This is a genomic window from Pseudomonas sp. WS 5146 (assembly GCF_012985495.1).
GTDB classification, from domain to species: Bacteria; Pseudomonadota; Gammaproteobacteria; order Pseudomonadales; family Pseudomonadaceae; genus Aquipseudomonas; species Aquipseudomonas edaphica.
The window spans coordinates 97720-118793 of the sequence record NZ_JAAQWL010000015.1 but is presented as its reverse complement, the minus strand read 5'-3'; the positions used below and the strand labels follow the sequence as shown (position 1 = coordinate 118793).

Annotated in this window: 16 protein-coding genes; 5 read left to right on the top strand and 11 right to left on the bottom strand. The window is 59.7% G+C overall.

The features are described 5' to 3' along the window. Window positions 1-273: 273 nt before the first annotated feature. From HBO41_RS27765 to HBO41_RS27745, 5 genes are all read right to left on the bottom strand, one after another. Complete coding sequence (locus HBO41_RS27765; RefSeq protein ID WP_138454030.1) at window positions 274-1248, bottom strand: NAD(P)-dependent oxidoreductase; 975 nt, start codon at window positions 1246-1248, stop codon at window positions 274-276. Continuing rightward, complete coding sequence (locus tag HBO41_RS27760) at window positions 1245-2537, bottom strand: MFS transporter (RefSeq protein WP_169988541.1); 1293 nt, start codon at window positions 2535-2537, stop codon at window positions 1245-1247. Before HBO41_RS27760 ends, HBO41_RS27765 begins: the two co-directional genes overlap by 4 nt. Before the next feature lie 45 nt (window positions 2538-2582). Continuing rightward, the gene (locus HBO41_RS27755) at window positions 2583-3524 is read right to left on the bottom strand and encodes a sugar kinase (RefSeq protein WP_169988539.1); all 942 of its coding nucleotides are present in this window, start codon (window positions 3522-3524) and stop codon (window positions 2583-2585) included. Then, window positions 3517-4299: a sugar phosphate isomerase/epimerase gene (locus tag HBO41_RS27750; RefSeq protein WP_169988537.1), complete on the bottom strand. Its 783-nt coding sequence runs from the start codon at window positions 4297-4299 to the stop codon at window positions 3517-3519. The genes HBO41_RS27755 and HBO41_RS27750 overlap by 8 nt, the downstream gene beginning before the upstream one ends. Window positions 4300-4386: 87 nt before the next feature. Then, on the bottom strand, window positions 4387-5445 hold the full coding sequence (locus tag HBO41_RS27745; RefSeq protein ID WP_169988535.1) for a LacI family DNA-binding transcriptional regulator: 1059 nt from the start codon (window positions 5443-5445) through the stop codon (window positions 4387-4389). Window positions 5446-5691: 246 nt separating this feature from the next. On the opposite strand from HBO41_RS27745, the gene HBO41_RS27740 reads away from it, so the two are divergent. Together HBO41_RS27740 and HBO41_RS27735 are read left to right on the top strand one after the other, a co-directional pair. After that, window positions 5692-7665: a hypothetical protein gene (locus HBO41_RS27740; RefSeq protein WP_169988533.1), complete on the top strand. Its 1974-nt coding sequence runs from the start codon at window positions 5692-5694 to the stop codon at window positions 7663-7665. 137 nt (window positions 7666-7802) lie between these two features. After that, a complete protein-coding gene (locus tag HBO41_RS27735; protein ID WP_169988531.1) occupies window positions 7803-9821 on the top strand; it encodes a hypothetical protein in 2019 nt (672 codons plus the stop codon). 150 nt (window positions 9822-9971) lie between these two features. Here the strand turns inward: HBO41_RS27735 and HBO41_RS27730 are convergent, their stop codons facing one another. Further along, window positions 9972-10112, bottom strand: coding sequence for a hypothetical protein (locus HBO41_RS27730; protein WP_158235122.1), 141 nt, complete (start codon window positions 10110-10112; stop codon window positions 9972-9974). A 241-nt stretch (window positions 10113-10353) separates the two neighbouring features. On the opposite strand from HBO41_RS27730, the gene HBO41_RS27725 reads away from it, so the two are divergent. Next, entirely contained in the window at window positions 10354-12312 is a 1959-nt protein-coding gene (locus tag HBO41_RS27725) for an autotransporter outer membrane beta-barrel domain-containing protein (RefSeq protein ID WP_262380547.1), read from the top strand. Between the two features lie 117 nt (window positions 12313-12429). On the opposite strand, the gene HBO41_RS27720 is transcribed toward HBO41_RS27725, so the two are convergent. From HBO41_RS27720 to HBO41_RS27710, 3 genes are all read right to left on the bottom strand, one after another. Beyond that, window positions 12430-13071, bottom strand: a complete 642-nt coding sequence (locus HBO41_RS27720; protein ID WP_017135030.1) for a DUF1345 domain-containing protein — start codon at window positions 13069-13071, stop codon at window positions 12430-12432. 150 nt (window positions 13072-13221) lie between these two features. Next, entirely contained in the window at window positions 13222-16314 is a 3093-nt protein-coding gene (locus tag HBO41_RS27715) for an efflux RND transporter permease subunit (protein ID WP_169988527.1), read from the bottom strand. A 6-nt stretch (window positions 16315-16320) separates the two neighbouring features. After that, a complete protein-coding gene (locus tag HBO41_RS27710; protein WP_026013522.1) occupies window positions 16321-17475 on the bottom strand; it encodes an efflux RND transporter periplasmic adaptor subunit in 1155 nt (384 codons plus the stop codon). A gap of 351 nt (window positions 17476-17826) precedes the next feature. On the opposite strand from HBO41_RS27710, the gene HBO41_RS27705 reads away from it, so the two are divergent. Both HBO41_RS27705 and HBO41_RS27700 read left to right on the top strand, forming a co-directional pair. Next, window positions 17827-18528 (top strand): response regulator transcription factor, encoded by a 702-nt coding sequence (locus HBO41_RS27705; RefSeq protein WP_017135033.1) that lies wholly within the window; start codon window positions 17827-17829, stop codon window positions 18526-18528. Window positions 18529-18531: 3 nt separating this feature from the next. After that, on the top strand, window positions 18532-19833 hold the full coding sequence (locus HBO41_RS27700; RefSeq protein WP_099548239.1) for an ATP-binding protein: 1302 nt from the start codon (window positions 18532-18534) through the stop codon (window positions 19831-19833). Here the strand turns inward: HBO41_RS27700 and HBO41_RS27695 are convergent, their stop codons facing one another. After that, a complete protein-coding gene (locus HBO41_RS27695) occupies window positions 19834-20511 on the bottom strand; it encodes an anti-sigma factor domain-containing protein (RefSeq protein ID WP_099548241.1) in 678 nt (225 codons plus the stop codon). Beyond that, window positions 20508-21035, bottom strand: a complete 528-nt coding sequence (locus HBO41_RS27690) for a sigma-70 family RNA polymerase sigma factor (RefSeq protein ID WP_169988525.1) — start codon at window positions 21033-21035, stop codon at window positions 20508-20510. The genes HBO41_RS27695 and HBO41_RS27690 overlap by 4 nt, the downstream gene beginning before the upstream one ends. Window positions 21036-21074: the final 39 nt, after the last annotated feature.

The following is a 21074-nucleotide window of genomic DNA, read 5'->3' as shown; positions in this document are numbered from 1 at the left end:
GATTCGGGGGGTAAACCGGCAGGGATGCCGGTTTAGCCGCGCTGGGCCAAGGATGGCCCATCGCGGCGGCCCCCCAAATCACTGGCGGATTGCGGGCATGCCGAGCCACAGCGAGGCACCGAGTGTTGGGGCGAAGACCTTTTGCTTACTTTTGGGTCTTTCCAAAAGTGAGCCGCCGTAAGGGCGGAACCCTAAGTGGCCGTTACCGCAGCAACGGATATGTACACAGCAGCGACGCCAGTCACCGAACCCGCCAACGGACCCACCGCAAGCTCAAGCATACACACTCGGATTAACCAGATTGTCCGGCCGCTCCCCAGCCAGCGCCGACAGCAAATTTTCCACCGCGCAAGCGGCCATCGCCTCCCGCGTCTCGTGGGTCGCCGAACCGATATGCGGCGTGGCCACCACATTGTTCAAGCGCAACAACGGCGAGTCATGACTCAAGGGCTCGCGCTCAAACACATCCAACCCCGCCGCCCGAATCGTGCGTTGTTGCAGCGCCTCAACCAGCGCCGCCTCATCCACCACCTTGCCACGCGAGATATTGATAAAAATCGTCTCCGGCCCCATCAACGCAAACTCACGCGCGCCAATCAGCTTTTCGGTTTCAGCCGTGAGTGGCAAGGTCAGGCACACAAAGTCAGCCTGCTGCAACAACTCCGGCAAGCTACGAAACTGCGCCCCAAAGCGCTCCTCTACCCGCGGTTTTGGCGAATGACTGTGGTAAATCACCGGCATACCAAAACCGAAATGCCCACGCTGAGCCAGGGCTTCGCCGATGCGCCCCATGCCGATAATGCCCAGGGTCTTGCCATGCACATCGGTGCCAAAATGCGCCGGGCCGATGTTCTTGCTCCACTGCCCGGCACGCACCATATCGGCCAGCTCGACCACCCGGCGAGCGGTGGCCAGGATCAGCGCGAAGCCGGTATCCGCCGTGGTTTCGGTAAGCACATCCGGCGTATTGCTGAGCAGGATGCCGCGTTGGGTCAGGTAGTCGATGTCGTAGTTGTCGACGCCCACCGACACACTGGCCACCGCTTCGAGCTTGGGCGCCAGGTCGAGCAGCCTGGCATCCAGGCGCAGGCTGGCACCCAACAAACCATGGGCACCAGGCAAGGCGTCACGCAGCCGGGCGAGGCCGGGTTCGTCGAGGGCGTCAATCAGGGTCACGTCGACGTGTTCGTGCAGGCGGGCCATCAATGGCGCGGAAAGTTTTTTGTACAAAACGACAGACTTTTTCATGAGGTTTTTACCTTCAACTCCAGGGTTGGCACCGGCACGCGATCACTGGCGCCGGGCTTGAGGAAAATCGTCAGCACCACGGCAAACATCAGCGCACCGCTCATCAGCAAGTACGAGGCGCCGGGTGAGCCGGTGCTGCTATTGAGGTAACCGACCAGGTACGAACCGCCGAACGAACCGAGCGCGCCCATGCTGTTGATCAGCGCCATGGCGCCGCCAGCGACGTTGGCCGGGAGGATTTCCGGGACGATGGCAAAGAACGGACCATAGGGCGCATACATGCAGGCCCCGGCGATGACCAGCAGGGTGTAGGACCACCAGAAGTGCTCAGCGCCGAGTGCGTAGGACGCGTAGAACGCAATAGACGCGATCAGCAGCGGCGGCCACACAAAACGTTTACGTTTTTGCAGCTTGTCCGAGCCCCACGACACCGCCAGCATGCCGATCACCGCTGCCAGGTAGGGCAGCGCCGAGAGCCAACCGGCTTCGACCATGTCCATCTGCAAACCGGCCTTGAGGATCGACGGCAGCCACAACACGAAGCCATACACGCCGATGCTCCAGCAAAAAAACTGCAGCGCCAGGATGATCACCTTGGGCGAACGAAAGGCTTCGGCGTAGTTCTTCACCGCCTTGATCCCGACCTGTTCGGCGGTCAGGGCGCTTTGCAGGTCTTGTTTATGCTGCTCGCTCAGCCACTTGGCGTCGGCGGGTTTTTCATCCGCCAGCTTCCACCAGATAAACGCCCAGATCACAGCCGGCAGGCCTTCGATGATAAACATCCAGCGCCAGCTGAAGTGCTGCACCAGATAGCCCGAGACCACCGACATCCACATCATGGTGACCGGGTTGCCGAGGATCAGGAAGGTGTTGGCCCGTGAGCGTTCGGCTCGGGTAAACCAGTGGCACAGGTATACCAGCATCGCCGGCATCACCGCCGCTTCGACCACGCCGAGCATGAAGCGAATGGCGATCAGCATATAGGCGTTGGACACCACGCCGGTCAGTGTGGCCAGGCTGCCCCACAGAATCAGGCTGACGAAAATCAGCTTTTTAACGCTGCGTTTTTGCGCGTAGATCGCACCTGGCACCTGGAAGAAAAAGTAGCCAAGAAAAAACAGCGCGCCCAGCAACGACGACATGCCGGGGGTGATCATCAGGTCTTCGGCCATGCCGGAGGCCGCGGCGAAGCCGTAGTTGGCCCGATCCAGATACGCCAGGCTGTAGGTGATGAACACGATAGGCATGATGTACCACCAGCGACGGGTGGCGAGTTTCACAGTTTCCATGGGGTTGCTCCTGAGCTTGTTGTAGTTGTGGCAACAGGGAGTGGGTCATGCAACAGATCGGCTGGGTAATTCAGAGCGGGTGGGCAAACCTTCCATATCACCCCGGCTTTGCACGGCGCGGCTGCCGATCCAGTTGCCGCGCTGTACTGCCTCGGGGAAGCTCAGGTTTTCGAGCAGGGCGCTGATCATGCCGACGGCAAAACCATCACCGGCACCCACGGTATCCACGACGGTTTCCACCGGCACGGCGGCAATAAAGCCTTGGTCCATGTGGGTGCGGTAGTAGGCGCCGTCCGCGCCCAGCTTGATTGCCACGGCTTCGGCGCCCTGGTCGAGGTAGAACGCGGCGATGTCGGCCGGGTCGTCAAAGCCGGTGAGCAGGCGGCCTTCGCCCAGGCCCGGCAACACCCAATCGGCCAGGGCGGCGAGGGCGTTGATTTCGCGGACCATCTGCGCTTGGCTGGCCCATAACGACGGGCGCAGGTTCGGGTCGAACGACACGCTGCGCCCGGCTTTGCGCATCTGCGTCATCAGTTCCACGGACAGCTCGCGGGTGGCCGCGGACAAGGCGGGCGGGATGCCGGTGGCATGCAGGTGGCGCGCTTGCAGCAAGGCGGGGCTGATCGCGGCAATCGACAAGTGGCTGGCCGCCGAGCCTTTACGGAAGTACTCCACCTGCGGGTCGGCGCCGGCTTCTTCGCGGGACTTGAATTGAAGGCCGGTCGGGTGCAGCGGGTCGACCGCCACATGCCGACAATCCAGGCCTTCGTTCTTCAGCGTGTCGACCACAAAGCGCCCCAGGGAATCGTCGCCGACACGGCTTAGCCACGTCACATTGAAACCCAGGCGCGACAGGCCGATGGCGACATTGCTGTCGGCCCCGGCAATGCGCTTGTGAAACTGCGCCACCTGGGCCAGGTCGCCGGTCTGTTCGGCGACAAACATCGCCATGGTTTCACCAAACGAAAGGATATCGATCTCAGACATGGGCATTCTCCGCGCGGGGTTGGCCAAGGAGGGCGAGGGCGGCGACCTGCTGTGCGGTGACTGCAACCAGGTCATCGCCTTGCAACGGGAATTCCACGGCCCGGGTAATACCTTGAGTCATATGTTTGAGCAGTTGTTCCCACAGATGCAGGTCGGTGGCGCCGGGCGGCAAGGCCACCAGCTTGCCGTCCTGGCGACGCGCCACGGCCTTGCAGTGCAGGTAATCCACATGGCGGCCCAACAGCCGCGCGGCAGTGAGCGCGGATTGGTCCTGCCACTGCCAGTTGCCGATGTCGAAGGTCATTTTCACCGGCAAGCCCAGGCGTTCCACCTCAGTGAAGAAGCGTTGCATTGGCTCGATGCGCCCACCGTGCAGGGTCTGGTCGTTCTCCACCAGGAGTTTGACCGGGTGGCGGTTGAGCAGGGCGTGCAGGCTTTGCAGGTCGTTGGTGTCGGTGAAATAACCGAGGGAAACCTTCAGCCAGCGCGAGCCAAAGGCTTGGGCGCGGTCCAGGGTTGCACTGAGTTCAGCGTTGGGCTGGGCGCGCCCGGCGACCCAAAGCTCCAGAGGCGACGAGAACACCGATTCCAGGCCGTTTTCGGCAGCGGCCTGGGCGAGGTCGGTGGGTTGTTCGGTGGTCAGCAGTTCTTCGCGCCACTCGATGCGCTGGGCGCCGGCAGCCACCAACAGTTCGACAAACCCTAATTGGCCCTGCTGGCGTACCAGATCGGCGCCGTAGCTGGAAAGGCTGATGGAGACGGGGTATTTATGCATTGTTATGTACCTCTGAAACCGGTTTCATTTTTATACGAAAAACCAATGTGGGAGCTGGCTTGCCTGCGATGGCGGTGGGTCAGTCGACTACGGCTTCGTCTGACAGACCGCCATCGCAGGCAAGCCAGCTCCCACAAGGGATTGGGTGGAGCCACGGACGATCAGTTCGGGCAAAAAATCCAGGGTACGCGGTGGTGCGTCATCGCCGCGCAAGCGTTTAAGCAGGCAGTCAAAGGCGCTGGCGCCAATCGCGTCGGTGGGTTGGGCGAGGGCGGTGATGCCGTTGCCCACCAGCGGGTACCAGTCGAGGTCATCCAGGGCGATCAGGCCAACATCATCAAACAGCGTGCAGCCCAGCGTTTTGAGTGCGTGGGTGCAGGCCAGCGCAGCCACACCATTGGCGCAGAACAACGCCTTGGGACCTGGCTTGGCAAGAAAGCTGTGCAGGCCGTTTTCCAGCGTGCCATCGAGTTCCAGCACGGCGCCGGTCAACCCTGGGCGTGCCGCAATCTCGGCATTGAAACTCGCCTGACGCTCCAGACGTGAACTGGTGCCATCGGCCTTTTCGCTCACCAGCAACAGGTCGCGATAACCCTGCTGTGCGAGGTGCTCCACTGCAACACGCACCGCCGCCGGGTTATCCAGGCCGACCATATCGCTGTGCAATGGCTCGACCTTGCGGTCCACCAGCACCAGGGGCATTTCGCGCTGCAACTCCAGCAGTTGGTCAAGGTGGTGGCCGAGGGTGTTCACGATCAACCCTTCGATGTTGTACGAACGCAGCGCCGCCAGGTGCTGGCGCTCTTGCTCGTCATCGCGGTCGGTGTTGCACACCACCAGGCTGTAGCCATGCTGGCGGCAGGCGGTTTCGACGCCGTGCATTACGGCAATGGAGTAGGGGTTGCGGATATCGGCCACCAGCATGCCGATCAGGCGTGTGCGGCCGCGTTTCAACCCGCGTGCCATCTGGTTGGGGCGGTAGCCGAGTTCGCTGATCGCCTGTTCGATGCGCAAGGCAATGGCGTCGGAGAGCAGGGCGCGGTCCTCGCCGATAAAGCGCGACACGCTGGCTTTGGACACGCCGGCGCGTTCGGCGACGTCGAGCATGGTCACGCGGCTGCGCTGGGCGGCGGAAAAAGGAGTCACGGTGGCAGGCCTTTCTTATTGGAGGTGGTGACGTTCTGAAACCGGTTTCAGGAGACCTCATTCACGAAACAACGTCAAGTGTCATTCAGCGCGCGGCAAGCGCTCATTCGCGCGTGCAACCGACGAATGGCGGTAAGACCTGTTAGTTCTGACAGTATCGGGAAGTTACCAACGGGTATTCAATCAACGTCACAGCCTTCAATAAAAACCAGTGACCGGCGCAATGTTGCTGTTACGGAGAATGATATGAGCCCCCCCCCAACTAATAGCAATGTTCAAACCAATAGCGCCACAGGTTTGCCCGACGGCACAGTTGTGACCGCCGTGCCTCAAGCCCCCTTGCCAATCGTTGAGGGACGATTGGCAAGTGGTGTGATTCCAAAACGCTTATTGGATGATGATCTTCTCGTATGGATACCCGGCCCATGGATTGAACTGACCAAGCCGGGGAGCACTGATTATATTGTGTTTGTTTGGCATGTCGTCGGGTTAGCGCTGCCTGTTTACGTTGAACCGATACCGGTCGTGGGAGAGTTGTTTCCCGGCGACTTTCCACTGCCGGCGTATATTCCTAGCGGTTTGCTGATGAATGACGGTGTCTTCAATCTTTCTTATCGCATACACATTGACCAGCCCGACGCACCGGTGGCCAATTTCTCGCCCCCAGTCAGGATTATTATCGACCGCAGTGCGCCGGGTAAAGGCGAGGTGCTTAAGGCGCCGGTGTTTTCAAGTGCAGTTATTACTAATCCTGATCTGGATAATAATTTGACACTGGATGTCGTGGTGCCGGGCGATTATAAGGTTCGCGCCACGCTTGACGAAATCTTCCTGTGGTTTATGGACAGCAATTCAGATCCGACGGGCTTACCGATTCACGTTGAAAAAATAGTTGCTACTACAGGTGCAATTATTCTAAAGGTGCTGGTGTCGGAATTTCGCAAGTTTTCAGGTGCGCAAAAATTGTTTGCGGTGTACCGGGTCAAGGATGAGGCGGGTAACATCAGTCAACTTTCCACGCCCGGAAGTGTATTGCTGAGCCTAACGCCACTGCCCGGCAATTTGCCCGTGCCTACGGTGCCTGCGTTTGATTTTGATCAACTCATCAAACGTGACGATGCGCGTAATATCGTCTCGTTTGGCATCAGCAGCTACACCAATTTTATACCTGGGGATCTCTGTATCCCTGAATTGGCGGGTGTTAAACTTCCGCCGATACCTGTCACTTCATTTCCGTTTACCGGAACCTTGACCTGGCAGCAGCTGATTGCCAACGGCTCCGACCTGCAACGAAAGGACAAGGTGCCGTTTCGCTATTACATTAGACGTGCTTCCGACACGGTGGGCCCTGGGACGCTGTCTCCGCTGAAATTGCTCAATATGGATTTCACGGTATTCGGCCGCGATCACAATCAGGCGCCAGCGTTACTTAACCCACTGTTGGACTTGGCCAATCTCTATGGCGCGGTGTCCAATACAGCCAATAAACTGGACAGTCGCGACAGTATCGACGCTGTCAGAGTGGAAGCGCGCCTGTCCGGTAACCCGCAAGTCGGTGACATGCTGTTGCTGTACTGGCCGGGGCAGGCAGCGCCGGTGGCAACCTATACCGTCAAGTTGGGTGACACCGCTGGCGCCCTTATCGTTTTTGATAATCGCATTAGCTGGTCGATCATACAGGGCGGTGGTAATACGACTGCCCCCGTGTATTACGTGAGCACTAACGGCGTTAACGAGCAACGATCGGGTAATCAAAGTGTTGTCGTAACCATCACGCCGCCTATAAGTTTTCCAAAGCCCACGTTCCCTCAAAATATAAATCATCCTAATAAAATTATTAGTTGCACACCTGGCTTTGGCCCCGACGGCAAACCAATCCCGCTTCCCTGGGAGGTATTTCAGATGCAGGTGACGCCCGGAGTCGGTATAGCCCCAGGGGATGTATGTACGCTGTCGTTCCAGGGGTACGCTAATTACCCGGATCGCAACCCGATAGCGTCGACAGCCCTTATCCTGAGTCATACGTGGGGCGTCAATCAAGTGTCCCATACTTTTGAAATTACAGATTATCAAAACATAATCAAACCGCTGAGGGACTATGCCGGCGCCTCTGCAAAATATAGTGTTTTTCGAAACCACGGATTAATAGGCGTATCGAAAGTCGGGTATGTACAAGTTGACCTTAAATATCCGACTGGGAAGTATTGTGGGCCGGCCTAGCGTTGCATAAACCCATTCATGAAGATCGAAGTGTAGGTGGCAGTGAGGTAAGTGGCGTGAGGGGGCTTCAGTATCCAGAGGTCCCTGGTCGTTTGGTTTTATTCGGTAAAAATATAATTGCGGATGGAGAATAGGACATGATCGGTAAAAAAATTACGGTAAAGGCAGATCCCAGCCCTGGAGCAGTTGCTCCCGAAATCCAAGGAGTAGACCCTGTAACAGGGTATATTTCAGCGGCTGACGGGAACAAACCTGTGGTGTTGATCATCACTTCCGGCAAAGGTTCAGACGCGGGTGACTGGGCTCTAGTCTATCGAAGAGACGTCATTAATGACTTGCCTGACTCATGGACGTTAGTGGCTCAAGTGCAATTTGTAATCAACGCCCCAGGTGACAAATTTTCGGCGAGTATTCCTGTCGTTACGAGCTCGGGAGTGCAGCAGTCGGGTGATTTTCAAGTACGTTTTGACTTGCACCAGAATGAGGGGGCGGATCCAACTATTCCAGACTCCGTAGACAGGCCTGGTTCTCTCGGCCAGTCCTCACCCATTTCGACGTATAAAATAGACTTGGATCCACCCTATTTAAGGGTTCAGCCACCTGCGCCGCAATACACGGGGGCCTTTCCGCCGGGCCAGGTTATTAGTCTGGCACAACTGACGCAGTTCAATTTGCCATTCTCTATTCCTGACAACGTAACGACGGGCCTCGGGGCTTGGAAGCCAGGAGATACGCTGACCTATTTCTATAACCACGGCACCCCCGTGACAGCCACAGAAGTAGCCCGGCAGACTCCACCCCGGCCCATGGCCCAAACCGGCAACATGCTGACAGTGCTCGCCAATGAGATTACGCAAGGGGGGCCGTGCTTCTTTACTTACCAAATCAGGGACTCGCAGGGCAATGCAAGTTTGGTCTCTGCGCCTTCGATTACCTTCACGATCGCGCTGGATCCGGCACCCGAAAATTTACAGCCGATTATCATTCACCAGGCGCCAGACCTCGTTGATGACTTGGTCACTATTGAAGACTTGAAATCAGGCCCAACGGGCGAAATACCGACCTATACGAACGTTGACACTACCAAGGACGAGTATCGGGTTCGATACAACAATGGAGCTTGGAGCCCATGGTCTCGCGTTCTCTCGGTTCCAATCACGTTGGATCAGGCCTTTCTGAGCCCCCTGGCTGTAGCGGACTATGCCAATGCAAAAGGTCCGAAATCGGTCGGTATCGCCTATGAAATACGCAAAAATGGTGACACTGTCCCTGGCCCGACCACGCCGTTCAGAGTGGACTTTAGTGTGACGGGGCCGAGCAATCCTGGAATACCAGGCAGTATCAATACCCGACTGATTCCAGCATCGTTCCGTGGGACCGGCGCGGCGGCAGCGAACATAATGGAGTTTGCACAGGCTGGCAAGCCGGTCACCGTTACGGTCGAGTTATGGCGAACCTCTGACCCTGCTGAACTGCCGGCGCCAGGCATGTTTCTTATCCTTGTCAACCCTGACGGTACGTTCATCGCGCCCGCTAAGGAAATAAGCAATGAGATACCTGGAGACTTTGTCACCTGGGACATCGACTGGAGTGTCTTTCAAAAACTGGGCAATGGCAGACATAACATCAGCTATGTCGTATCACCAACGGCAACGCCAACGTCTGCCACTAACCTCAATCGCGCGTTACCTAGAGAGGTTGAAGTGCGGGATGCGGTAACTACACCCCTGCCGGCGGCCAGATATATCGGTGCGACGACGGGGCCGTATGGTCAATGGGCCTGCCAAGCGCTAGTAGCACCGGCGCCGACAAACTGGGAAGGCAGGGTAGCTGTGGACGGTGACCCGAGAATGGAGGTTGGTCAGCTACTGACCTTGGTACTGGAGGCGTTCAGACCTCGCACGGGCACACCTCGGCTTTTTGACCAAACGCAAAGTTTCAACGTACTCGTTACCCCTACCATTAGAGATAACGGCCATATCTTCCGGGTTCCCTACGCGGGTTTCCTTGAACATGCCCAAGTAGGGCGTGCGGAGGCGACTTACACCGTGCCGCTGAACAACGGCACGCTGGGGCGTGGTACCGCGGGCGTTAACGTACGTACGACGTTGAGTTACACACGGTGCGATAACGTGGGAGCAATCATCGTCCCTTAGAGGCGTCATTGATACGCTGCAGGGTTCCCCTCTCAACCTGAGAGGGGGTTTCCCTGACAGTGCCCTACCGATTAGATGACCCAAAGTGCTGCCTACTTACCAATAGGTTGCAGATTAATCCTACATAAGAGTGAGTGTTTAATACTTACTCTACGTGCCGCACAGGTAAGGCGTCACTTTCAGGAAGTGAGCCGAACCGCTTTTGTAGGCCTTACCAAAAGAGTGATTGACCATGTCGGCACTGAACACGTTCGAACTCAAACCCTTGAGTGCAATGATGAAAGTCCCCACCATTACATTCTGTTTGTTTGCCGCGATGCAGGGGCAAGCTCAGGCGGTTGTGATAGGTAGCGGTGAGCAAAGAACCATTGACGCAACTGAGCAAACAACGGATTGGCAATTGTCGGGCCAATCAGCGTTGACGATGAACCGTGCAACAGCCACCACGATCAACCTTTCAAATTCCACGTTGAACATGAACAGCGGCAGTATGGCGAATAGTGTACATGCTGTGCAGGGCTCCACAGTAAACATGGACGCTGCACGTGTTACTTCGAGCGATTCCCTATACGGCGCCGTGCGGCTGGACAGCAGTAAGGCGGTTATTAATAACAGTACCCTCACCAATACCAGCGGCGTAGGGTTGCAGGCGTTTGGTTTTGTAGGCACGTCGAGCGGCTCGTCCGCTGAGGTCAGCAACTCTACGATCAGTGGCGCTATCGGCGGTGCGGAAGCATTCACCGGCAGTCAGTTACACTTTAAACAAAACTCGCTGGTGCAGGGCACGGGAGTAGGGGCCTTTGGGCTCTCCCTCGCAGGTGCCACGGCGACTGCCACGCAAAGTACTATCATCGGCAATGGTCATGGCGTGTCGTTCACCCGTAATCGGGGGGACCTGACGGATGGCAAACTGGTTTTGGACCAGTCCGTGGTTGAGGGTCGCAGCGGTTCGGCCATCTCGGTCAGGGGCACGCCAAATCGAGTGCCAGTGGTGTCTATCGATGTACTCAACGGTTCTACGTTGAAAGGCGGTAATGGCAATCTACTGTCGGTGTCTGGCGGTGCCACGGCAACGATGAATGTGGATAACAGCCGAAACCTGGCCGGTAATGTAATCGCCGATGCCACCAGCACCGTGCATTTGAACCTGCAAAACAACGCCGAGCTGACGGGCCAGTTGCAGAACGTCTCCACCCTGAGCGTAGGCAATGCTTCCAACTGGAACATGACCGGTGACAGCCAGGTGGGCGCACTGAACATGGCCGGTGGTACGGTGACCATGGGCGCGGCGAATGAGTTTTACCAACTGAACCTTCAGACGCTTTCGGGTAACGGCACCTTTGTCATGGGCACCGATTTCGACCAAGGCAAAACCGACTTTATCAATGTCACCGGCGAAGCCACGGGCAACCACAGCCTGGCACTCGCAGCCAGCGGCAGCGAACTGGTCAAAACCCAGGTTGTGCACACCGGCGGCGGTGACGCGGCGTTCTCCCTGGAGGGCGGCCCGGTCGACATGGGTGCCTATGCCTATAACCTGAAACAGGAAGGCAATGACTGGTTTCTGGACACGCAAACCCGTGTGATCAGCCGCAGTGCCCGCGTGGTGACGGCATTGTTCAACACCCCGGTGACCATCATGACCGCCGAAGAGGGCTCATTGCGCCAACGTATGGGTGAGTTGCGTTACTCGAAAAGCACCGGTCTTTGGGTCCGTGGTATCGGCAGTCAATATGATGTGTCCCAGAGTTCGGGCACCGGCTACTCGCAGAACCTGCGAGGTTTTTCCATCGGTGCTGATACGCCGCTGGGCGACAGCCAATGGAAGGTGGGTGTATTTGGCGGCCACAGTAACTCTGACGTAAACCCGGCTCGCGGCGCTGCCGGTACCGTCAAGAGCTACTTCCTGGGTACCTATGCCACCTGGATGGACGAAGAAAGCGGTTTCTATTTTGATGCCGTGGCCAAAGCCAACCGGTTCCAGAACCAGGCCAAGGCAACACTCAGTGACAACACGTCGACCAAGGGTGGCTACAACAACGTAGGCGGTGGTGTATCGGCTGAACTCGGCCGTCATATCAAGTTCGGTGAGAGTTCCTTTGTTGAACCTTACGGCCGACTGTCGACCATTGTGGTCCAGGGTGGCACGTACAGCCTGAAAAACGGTTTGCAAGTGGACGGTGAGCGCACCCGCTCAAGGACCGCCGAGGCCGGTGCGACCGTTGGTCATGAGTTCCAACTCGATGATGGCACGCTGATCAAGCCTTACCTGCGTGCGGCAATGGTCCACGAGTTTGCCAACAACAATAAGGTCACGGTCAACAACCAGACCTTCAACAATGATTTGTCGGGCTCGCGCACCAAGTACGGTGCCGGTGTGGCGGTGTCGTTTACCCAGGACCTGCAGGCGCATGTCGACCTGGAGACCAGCACCAGTGACAAAATCAAGCAAAAAGCCGCTGTCAATGTTGGCCTGCGTTATGCGTTCTAAATAAACCGGCGCCCTATAAAGCCCTGATCGAAAGATCAGGGCTTTTTTTTTGAACGCAAAAGCGCTTTTCAATAGCCTTTTTCGGTTAGATCAGGATTGCCGCCATACCATCAGGGTTCAACTGAACAGCCCGGCCGCAATATTGATCGAGAAGCCCAGAATCGCCGTATTGAACAGAAACCCAATCAACGACTGGCCCAAAACGACTTTGCGCATTGCGCGTGTAGCAACCCCCACATCCGCGGTTTGCACCGCCACGCCGATGGTGAACGAGAAGTACAGGAAGTCCCAGTAATTGGGGTTACGCAGCCCTTCGGCAAAGCGCAGTGCGGGCTCGTCGCCTTCCCAGGTGTAGAACAGGCGGGCGTAATGCACGCTGAAAATCACTCCGGTCAGCAACCATGAACCAATCACCGTCATGCCGGTAAAACCGTAGTGCAGCAGGCGCGCCGTGCTGTCCAGGTCTTTGCTGCCTACCAGGTTGACTGTGATGGTAGCCAGGCTGGCTATCGCGGCAATGCACACCATGAACAGCACCAGCCCGGCGTTTTCATCCTCGATCTCGGCGATGCGTTTTACGTCATCGGCACGTGAACGGCTGGTCAGCCACAGCATCAGCGCCAGGTAGGTCCAGACCCCGGCGTTCCAGCCAATCAGGATTTTGCTGATCAGCGTATCGGCCGGCGCCAGGATGCCCACGGCAAGGCCAAGCACGGCAGCGGATGAGAGGCGAGGGTGGGTGCGGGCGAGGAAGGCCATAGGTGCTCACAACAGGGGAGGTTGTGAGCACCTTATGTTGCGCTGCTGCAAGCTACAAGGTGCAAGCGGCAAGCGGCAAGCGGCAAGCTGCAAGTTAGAGGCAAGCCAGCTCTTACTTGCCGCTTGAAGCTTGCCACTTGCCGCTTAATGCTAGTCGCTGCGCCTGCGCACCAGCTTCATCACCACCACAAAGAACACCGGCACAAACACCACCGCCAGCGTCGCGGTGATCATCCCGCCGATCACGCCTGTACCAATCGCCTGCTGGCTGGCCGAGCTGGCGCCGGTGGCAATCGCCAAGGGCACCACGCCAAGGATAAACGCCAGCGAGGTCATGATGATCGGCCGCAACCTGAGCCGCGCGGCTTTCAGGGTGGCGTCGATCAGATCCTCACCTTGGTCAACCAGGTCTTTGGCAAACTCGATAATCAGAATCGCGTTCTTCGCCGACAAACCGATGATGGTGATCAAACCGACCTTGAAGAACACGTCATTGGGCATGCCACGCAAGCCCACCGCCAATACGGCGCCGAGCACACCCAGCGGCACCACCAGCAACACCGAGGTGGGTATCGACCAGCTTTCATACAGCGCCGCCAGGCACAGGAACACGATCAGCAGCGACAGGCCCAACAGCAACGGCGCCTGGGAGCCGGACAAGCGTTCCTGCAACGACAGCCCGGTCCACTCCTGGCCCAGGCCGGCCGGCAGTTGGCTGACCAGGCGCTGGATTTCTTCCATGGCCTCACCGGTGCTGTGCCCCGGTGCCGCTTCGCCGCTGATGGAGATGGCCGGGTAGCCGTTGTAGCGCGTCAGCTGCGCCGGGCCCTGGGTCCAGCTGGCTTCAACAAAGGATGACAAGGGCACCATCTTGCCGGCGTTATTGCGCACGTTGATCTTCATCAAGTCCGCCACCTGGCTGCGTTGGTCGCCTTCGGCCTGCACCACCACGCGCTGCATGCGGCCCTGGTTGGGGAAGTCGTTGACATAGGCCGAGCCGATGGCCGAGGACAGCACATTGCCCACATCGGCAAACGACACGCCCAGGGCGTTGGCTTGCTTGCGATCCACTTGCAATTGCACTTGCGGTGCTTCAGCCAAGGCGCTTTCGCGCACGTTGGCCAGGATCGGGCTTTTTTCGGCGGCGGCCAGCAACTCGGTACGTGCTTGCATCAACGCGGCATGGCCGACGCCGCCACGGTCCTGCAAGCGGAACTCGAAGCCGCTGGAAGTCCCAAGGCCGTCCACCGGTGGCGGCAGGATCGCGTAGGCAATCGCATCCTTGAGCTCGCTGAACGCTTCGTTGGCACGCTCGGCAATTGCCGAGGCCGAATCGTCGCTGCTGCGCTGCGACCAATCCTTGAGCGTGGTAAACGCCAGCGCCGCGTTCTGCCCGGACCCGGAGAAACTGAAGCCCATGATCATGGTGGTATCGCCCACCCCAGGTTCGCCGGCGTTGTGCGCTTCGATCTGCTCGGCCACCTGCACCGTGCGGTTCTTGCTCGCGCCCGGTGGCAGCTGGATATCGGTGATGGTGTAACCCTGGTCTTCCACCGGCAGGAACGAGGAGGGCAGGCGACTGAACATCCACCCCAGGCCCACCAGCAGCACCAGATAGATCAACAGGTAGCGGCCGCTGCGCTTGAGGGCATAGGCCACCCAGCCTTCATAGCGGTCGGTGAGGCGCTCAAAACGCGTGTTGAACCAGCCGAAGAAACCGCCCTTGGCGTGGTGCTCGCCCTTGGCAATCGGTTTGAGCAAGGTGGCGCACAGCGCCGGCGTCAATGTCAGGGCCAGGAACGCCGAGAACAGGATCGAGGTGGCCATCGACAGTGAGAACTGCTGGTAGATCACACCCACCGAACCCGGCATGAACGCCATCGGCAGGAACACCGCCACCAGCACCAACGTGATACCGACGATGGCGCCAGTGATCTGGCCCATGGCTTTTTTCGTTGCGTCCTTGGGCGACAGGCCTTCGGTGGCCATGATGCGCTCGACGTTTTCGACCACCACAATCGCATCGTCCACCAGGATGCCGATCGCCAGCACCATACCGAACATGGTCAGCACGTTGATCGAGAAACCCAGCAACAACATGGTGGCGAAAGTGCCCATCAGTGCAATCGGCACCACCAGCGTGGGGATCAAGGTGTAGCGCACGTTCTGCAGGAACAGGAACATCACCGCAAACACCAGCGCCATCGCCTCCAGCAAGGTGTAGACCACTTTGGTGATCGAGACTTTGACGAACGGCGACGTGTCGTAAGGGATCTTGTACTCCACGTTGGCCGGGAAGTAGCGCGACAACTCGTCCATCTTTGCCCGCACCAGGGTTGCGGTGTTCAGCGCGTTGGCGCCGGGCGACAGTTGCACACTGACGGCGGTGGACGGTTTGCCATTCAGGCGCGTGGAGAACTGGTATTCCTGGCTGCCGACTTCCACCCGCGCCACATCGCCGATGCGCACGGTGGAACCGTCGGGGTTGGCCTTGAGCACGATGTCGGCAAATTCCGCCGGGGTCGACAGTTGGCCCTTGACCAGGATTGCGGCGGTGATTTCCTGGGTCTTGGTGCCCGGCAAATCGCCAATGCTGCCCGCCGAGACCTGAGCGTTTTGCGCGCTGATCGCGGCGTTCACGTCGGCTGGCGTCAGGTTGAAACCGATCAGCTTCTGCGGGTCGATCCAGATGCGCATGGCGCGTTCGGCACCATACAGCTGGGCCTTGCCCACGCCGTCCAGGCGCTTGAGTTCGTTCATCACGTTGCGCGCCAGGTAATCGCTGAGCGCTACGTCGTCGAGCTTGCCGTCGTTGGAGGTCAGGGTTACCAACAGCAGGAAGCCGGCGGAGACTTTCTCCACCTGCAAACCTTGCTGGGTCACGGCTTGCGGCAAGCGCGGTTCTACCGCTTTAAGACGGTTTTGCACATCCACCTGGGCCATTTCCGGGTTGGTGCCCGGCTGGAAGGTCGCGGTGATGGTGGCCGAGCCCAGGCTGCTTTGCGATTCGAAGTACAGCAGGTGATCGGCGCCGTTAAGCTCCTGCTCGATCAGGCTGACCACGCTTTCATCCAGGGTCTGGGCCGAGGCGCCGGGGTACACCGCGTAGATCTCCACCTTCGGCGGCGCAACGTTGGGGTACTGGGCCACCGGCAACTGCGGGATGGCGAGCGCACCGGCCAGCAGGATAAACAGGGCCACCACCCAGGCGAAAATCGGGCGGTCAATAAAGAACTGCGGCATGGCGGGTTATTCCTTGACTGGCTGGCCGGAGGCGGGGCTGTCATCCACCTCGACTTTTTCACCGGGGCGCGCGTGTTGCAGGCCTTCGACGACGATGCGGTCACCGGGCTTGAGGCCGCTGCTGACGATCCAGCGGTCTTCAATCACCGCGCCCAGTTCTACCGGCTGCTGGCTGACGGTCTGTTCGGCATCCAACAGCAGCACCATCGGGATGCCGGCGCTGTCACGGGTGATGGCGCGTTGCGGCACGCTGATACCTTGCTTGTCCACGGCCTGTTCGAGGCGCACACGCACAAAGCTGCCCGGCAAAAGGTCGAGGTCCGGGTTGGGGAACTCGCTGCGCAGGATGATCTGCCCGGTGCCCGGGTCGACGCTGATTTCAGCAAACAGCAGCTTGCCCGGCAACGGGTACAGGCTGCCGTCGTCCTGGATCAGCGTGGCCTTGGCCTGGTCCTGGCCGACCTGCTTCAAGCTGCCGGCGCGGAAGGCGCGGCGCAGGTCATTGAGTTCGCGGGTCGACTGGGTGAGGTCGGCGTGGATCGGGTCCAGTTGCTGGATAATCGCCAGCGGCGTGGCCTCGTTCTGGCCGACCAGCGCACCTTCGGTCACCAACGCACGGCCGATGCGCCCGGAAATCGGTGCGGTGACGGTGGCGTAGCCCAGGTTCAACCGGGCGCGCTCGACCGCGGCCTTGTTGGCGGCGACTTCGGCGTTGGTCTGGCGCACGGCGGCGCGGGCGTTGTCGTAGTCCTGGCCGCTGATGGCGTTGCCTTCGACCAACTGGCTGTAGCGCTGCTCCTGCAGGCGCGCCTGGAATGCGTTGGCTTCAGCCTTGCTCAGGTTGGCCTGGGCGCTGTCCAGGTCGGCCTTGAACGGCGCGGGGTCGATGCGAAACAGCACGTCACCCTGTTTTACGTCGTGGCCTTCCTTGAAGACCCGCTGCATGACCACGCCGGCGACCCGTGCGCGCACTTCGGCAATGCGCGGCGCGGCGATACGCCCGCTCAATTCGCTGGTGATCGAGAGAGGTTTGGCCTGCAGGGTTTCGATGCGCACTTTGGCCAGTGGCGCCTCTGGCGCTTCATCGGCCGACTGGCCACAGCCACTCAGGGCCAGCGTCAGGGCCAGCAGGCAAAATGGCGCAAACAGATTCTTCGACATGCTCATATCCCAATATTGACTGGCGCATCCTAAAGACACCTGCGCCGTGGTGCTGTGAAGCTGTGTAGGCCGTGTGTGAAGAAGTGTAAGGTGCGGCCCATAGTCGCTTGAGGGCGTATATCCTTGCACAATCCTGCAAACAGCAAAGATCAAATGTGAAAACCGGGCCTGTGTGGGAGCCGGGCTTATGTGGGAGCCGGGCTTGCCCGCGATGCAGGCACCTCGGTCTTTCATAGAGAACGAGGCGATGCTATCGCAGGCAAGCCAGCTCCCACACAAGCCAGCTCCCACACAGGCCCGCTCCCACAAGGGTCTGCGTACCGCCGACAAACAGTATTATTTGGAAACACCATGCCCAACATCCTCCTGGTGGAAGACGACGCCGCACTCTCCGAGCTGATTGCCAGCTACCTGGAACGCAATGGCTACCACGTCAATGTGCTCAGCCGCGGCGACCATGTGCGTGAACGGGCGCGCCTGAACCCGCCGGACCTGGTGATCCTCGACCTGATGCTGCCCGGTCTCGACGGCTTGCAGGTGTGCCGCCTGCTGCGTGCCGACTCGGCGGGCCTGCCGATTCTGATGCTCACCGCCCGCGATGACAGCCACGATCAGGTGCTGGGCCTGGAGATGGGCGCCGACGATTATGTCACCAAGCCTTGCGAGCCACGTGTGCTGCTCGCCCGTGTACGCACCTTGCTGCGCCGCAGCAGTTTGTCCGAGCCACAGGTGGCCAACGACCAGATCGTCATGGGCAACCTGTGCATCGACCTGTCGGAACGCACCGTGACCTGGCGTGAACAGGCGGTGGAGCTGTCCAGCGGCGAGTACAACCTGCTGGTGGTGCTGGCCCGGCACGCCGGTGAAGTGCTCAGCCGCGACCAGATCCTGCAACGTTTGCGCGGTATCGAGTTCAACGGCACCGACCGTTCGGTGGACGTGGCCATCTCCAAGCTGCGCCGCAAGTTTGACGACCACGCCGGGGAGGCGCGCAAGATCAAGACCGTATGGGGCAAGGGCTACCTGTTCAGCCGTTCCGAGTGGGAATGCTGATCCATGTTTCGTGTACTGCTGCGCCTCTACCTGGTCACCATCATTACCTTCAGTGCCGCGATATTCCTGATTCCCAAGTTGGTGATCCAGCTGTTTGAACACCGCTACATGGACTACAACATCGAGCAGACCCGTGGCCTGCAAAAGCTTATCGTCAAGCAGTATCTGCGTGCGCCGGTGGAGCATTGGTCGCACGTGACCGAGCAACTGAACCGGGATTTCGCGCCGCTGCAAGTCAAGTTGCTGCTGCGCCAGGACGCCAGCTATACCCCCGAGGAGGAGCAACTGCTGGAGCACGGCAAGCCGGTGATCCGCCTGGGCGAGTGGGGCTGGATGGAAGACATCAGTTCGCCGATCAACCAGCAGTTTGCGGTGAAACTGAGCATCCCCCCGGACCCGCTGGACATGAACCTGCTGTACTGGTCGATGAACGTGCTGATTGGCGCGGCCTTGCTCGCCTGCCTGCTGTTCTGGCTGCGCCCGCACTGGCGTGACCTGGAGCGCCTGAAAAGCACCGCCGCGCAATTGGGCCGGGGCAACCTCAGTGAGCGCACACAGATTCCCGCCAGCTCCAACATCGGCAGCCTGGCGTCGGTGTTCGACACCATGGCCGACGACATCGAAGGCCTGCTCAACCAGCAGCGAGACTTGCTCAACGCGGTGTCCCATGAACTGCGCACGCCGCTGACGCGCCTGGACTTCGGCCTGGCCCTGGCGCTGTCCGAAGACTTGCCCCAGGCCAGCCGCGAGCGCCTGCAAAGCCTGGTGGCGCATATACGCGAGCTGGACGAGCTGGTGCTGGAATTGCTTTCCTACAGCCGCCTGCAAAACCCGGCGCAGTTGCCGGAGCGGGTGGACGTGGTGCTCGACGAGTTTATCGACAGCGTGCTGGGCAGCGTCGATGACGAACTGGAAAACCCCGAGATCGTCATCGACGTGGCGCTTGACTGCGCGGTGGAGCGTTTCAGCCTCGACCCGCGCCTCACGGCCCGGGCATTGCAGAACCTGTTGCGCAATGCCACGCGCTATTGCGACAAGCGCATTCAGGTTGGGGTCAAGGTGTGTGCCGATGGCTGTGAAATATGGGTGGACGATGACGGCATCGGCATTCCCGTGGAACAGCGCGAGCGTATCTTCGAACCCTTCTATCGCCTGGACCGCAGCCGCGACCGCGCCACTGGCGGCTTTGGCCTTGGCCTGGCGATCAGCCGGCGCGCCATGGAAGCCCAGGGCGGCACATTGACGGCCCTGGCGTCGCCCCTGGGCGGGGCACGGTTCAGGGTGTGGTTGCCCAGCGCAGGTTGATCAGAGCACTTTGACCGCGCGGCCGATGGCCTGGATCGGCCCGGTCGGCTTGCCGGTCGGTGAGCCGCGAGGGTCTTCCAGGGTCAGCTCGAACAGCTGGTTGGGCGTGAGCGGCGGCAGCTTGTCCAGCGGCACCGAGAGCGTTTGCCCAGGCTTGACCAGCCCCAATGACACCGGAGCCTGCCAGCCATCGCCCTTGGTCCAGAATTGCAGGGCTTTGTCGCTCGGAACCTCCATCATCCCCAACGGAATCAGTTGGATCTGCTGGTCATGGCTGGCCTGGATCACCCAGCCGGGTGCCTGGTTCTGTGGCGCAACCAACACCACCACAAACGTCGGGTCGGCTACGGGCGGGCGGGTCAACAGCAGGGCCGCCAACACCAGTGTGGTCACCAGGCCTGCGCCGGCCAACCCACGCCAGAGTGCCAGCAGGTTCCACCAAGGCACACCGGCGTCCTGGTTGTTTGCCGTGCTGCGCTCGATGCGCCGCCACAGTTGCGCGGACGGCGGCACGGGTTCGGCCAAGGCGGTCAGTGGCAGCAGGCGCTGCTCCCAGGCATCCACCGCCGCACGCAGCTCGATGTCATGCTTCAGGCGTTGCTCGACCTCGGCGCGTTGCTCGGCGGGCAGGGTGCCCAGCACGTATTCGCTGGCGAGTTCATCCAGTGGGTTGCTCATGCCATGCACTCGCGCAGCGCGACGAGGCTCCGTTTGATCCAGGCTTTGACAGTGCCCAGGGGCGTGTCCAGTTTCCGGGCGATTTCGCTGTGGGAATAACCGTCGACATAGGCGTGAAGGATGCACGAGCGACGGGTCGGGTCGAGTTGTTCCAGGCAGCGGTACACCTGACCTTCTCGGGCGCTGAATTCGAAGCTGTCATTGGGGGCGGCGAGCTGCTCGTGTTCGTCGCTCAATGCCACCTCCCGGGAGTGATTGCGCACGGCATTGAGCGCCAGGTGCCGGGTGACGCTGAACACCCAGCCCCGCGCCGAACCACGGCTTGGGTCGAAACTGCCGGCGCCGCGCCAGACCTTGATAAACGCGTCATGCACGACATCTTCGGCCAGGGCTTTGTCACGCACAATGCGCAACGCCACGCCGAGCAAGCGGCTGCTGTCCTCGGCATAGAGTTGGCGCAAGGCGCGTTGGTCGCCACGGGCACACGCCGCCAGGCAGGTTTTGTAATCAAACAAACACGGCATCCTTAAAGGGCTGAGTCCTGTGGCGAGCGCGCTCGCCAC

Coding starts and splice junctions, on each gene's coding strand:
- HBO41_RS27765 (WP_138454030.1), bottom strand. CDS start 1,248: ATGAAAAAGTCTGTCGTTTTGTACAAAAAACTTTCCGCGCCATTGATG.
- HBO41_RS27760 (WP_169988541.1), bottom strand. CDS start 2,537: ATGGAAACTGTGAAACTCGCCACCCGTCGCTGGTGGTACATCATGCCT.
- HBO41_RS27755 (WP_169988539.1), bottom strand. CDS start 3,524: ATGTCTGAGATCGATATCCTTTCGTTTGGTGAAACCATGGCGATGTTT.
- HBO41_RS27750 (WP_169988537.1), bottom strand. CDS start 4,299: ATGCATAAATACCCCGTCTCCATCAGCCTTTCCAGCTACGGCGCCGAT.
- HBO41_RS27740 (WP_169988533.1), top strand. CDS start 5,692: ATGAGCCCCCCCCCAACTAATAGCAATGTTCAAACCAATAGCGCCACA.
- HBO41_RS27735 (WP_169988531.1), top strand. CDS start 7,803: ATGATCGGTAAAAAAATTACGGTAAAGGCAGATCCCAGCCCTGGAGCA.
- HBO41_RS27725 (WP_262380547.1), top strand. CDS start 10,354: ATGGACGCTGCACGTGTTACTTCGAGCGATTCCCTATACGGCGCCGTG.
- HBO41_RS27720 (WP_017135030.1), bottom strand. CDS start 13,071: ATGGCCTTCCTCGCCCGCACCCACCCTCGCCTCTCATCCGCTGCCGTG.
- HBO41_RS27715 (WP_169988527.1), bottom strand. CDS start 16,314: ATGCCGCAGTTCTTTATTGACCGCCCGATTTTCGCCTGGGTGGTGGCC.
- HBO41_RS27710 (WP_026013522.1), bottom strand. CDS start 17,475: ATGTCGAAGAATCTGTTTGCGCCATTTTGCCTGCTGGCCCTGACGCTG.
- HBO41_RS27705 (WP_017135033.1), top strand. CDS start 17,827: ATGCCCAACATCCTCCTGGTGGAAGACGACGCCGCACTCTCCGAGCTG.
- HBO41_RS27700 (WP_099548239.1), top strand. CDS start 18,532: ATGTTTCGTGTACTGCTGCGCCTCTACCTGGTCACCATCATTACCTTC.
- HBO41_RS27695 (WP_099548241.1), bottom strand. CDS start 20,511: ATGAGCAACCCACTGGATGAACTCGCCAGCGAATACGTGCTGGGCACC.
- HBO41_RS27690 (WP_169988525.1), bottom strand. CDS start 21,035: ATGCCGTGTTTGTTTGATTACAAAACCTGCCTGGCGGCGTGTGCCCGT.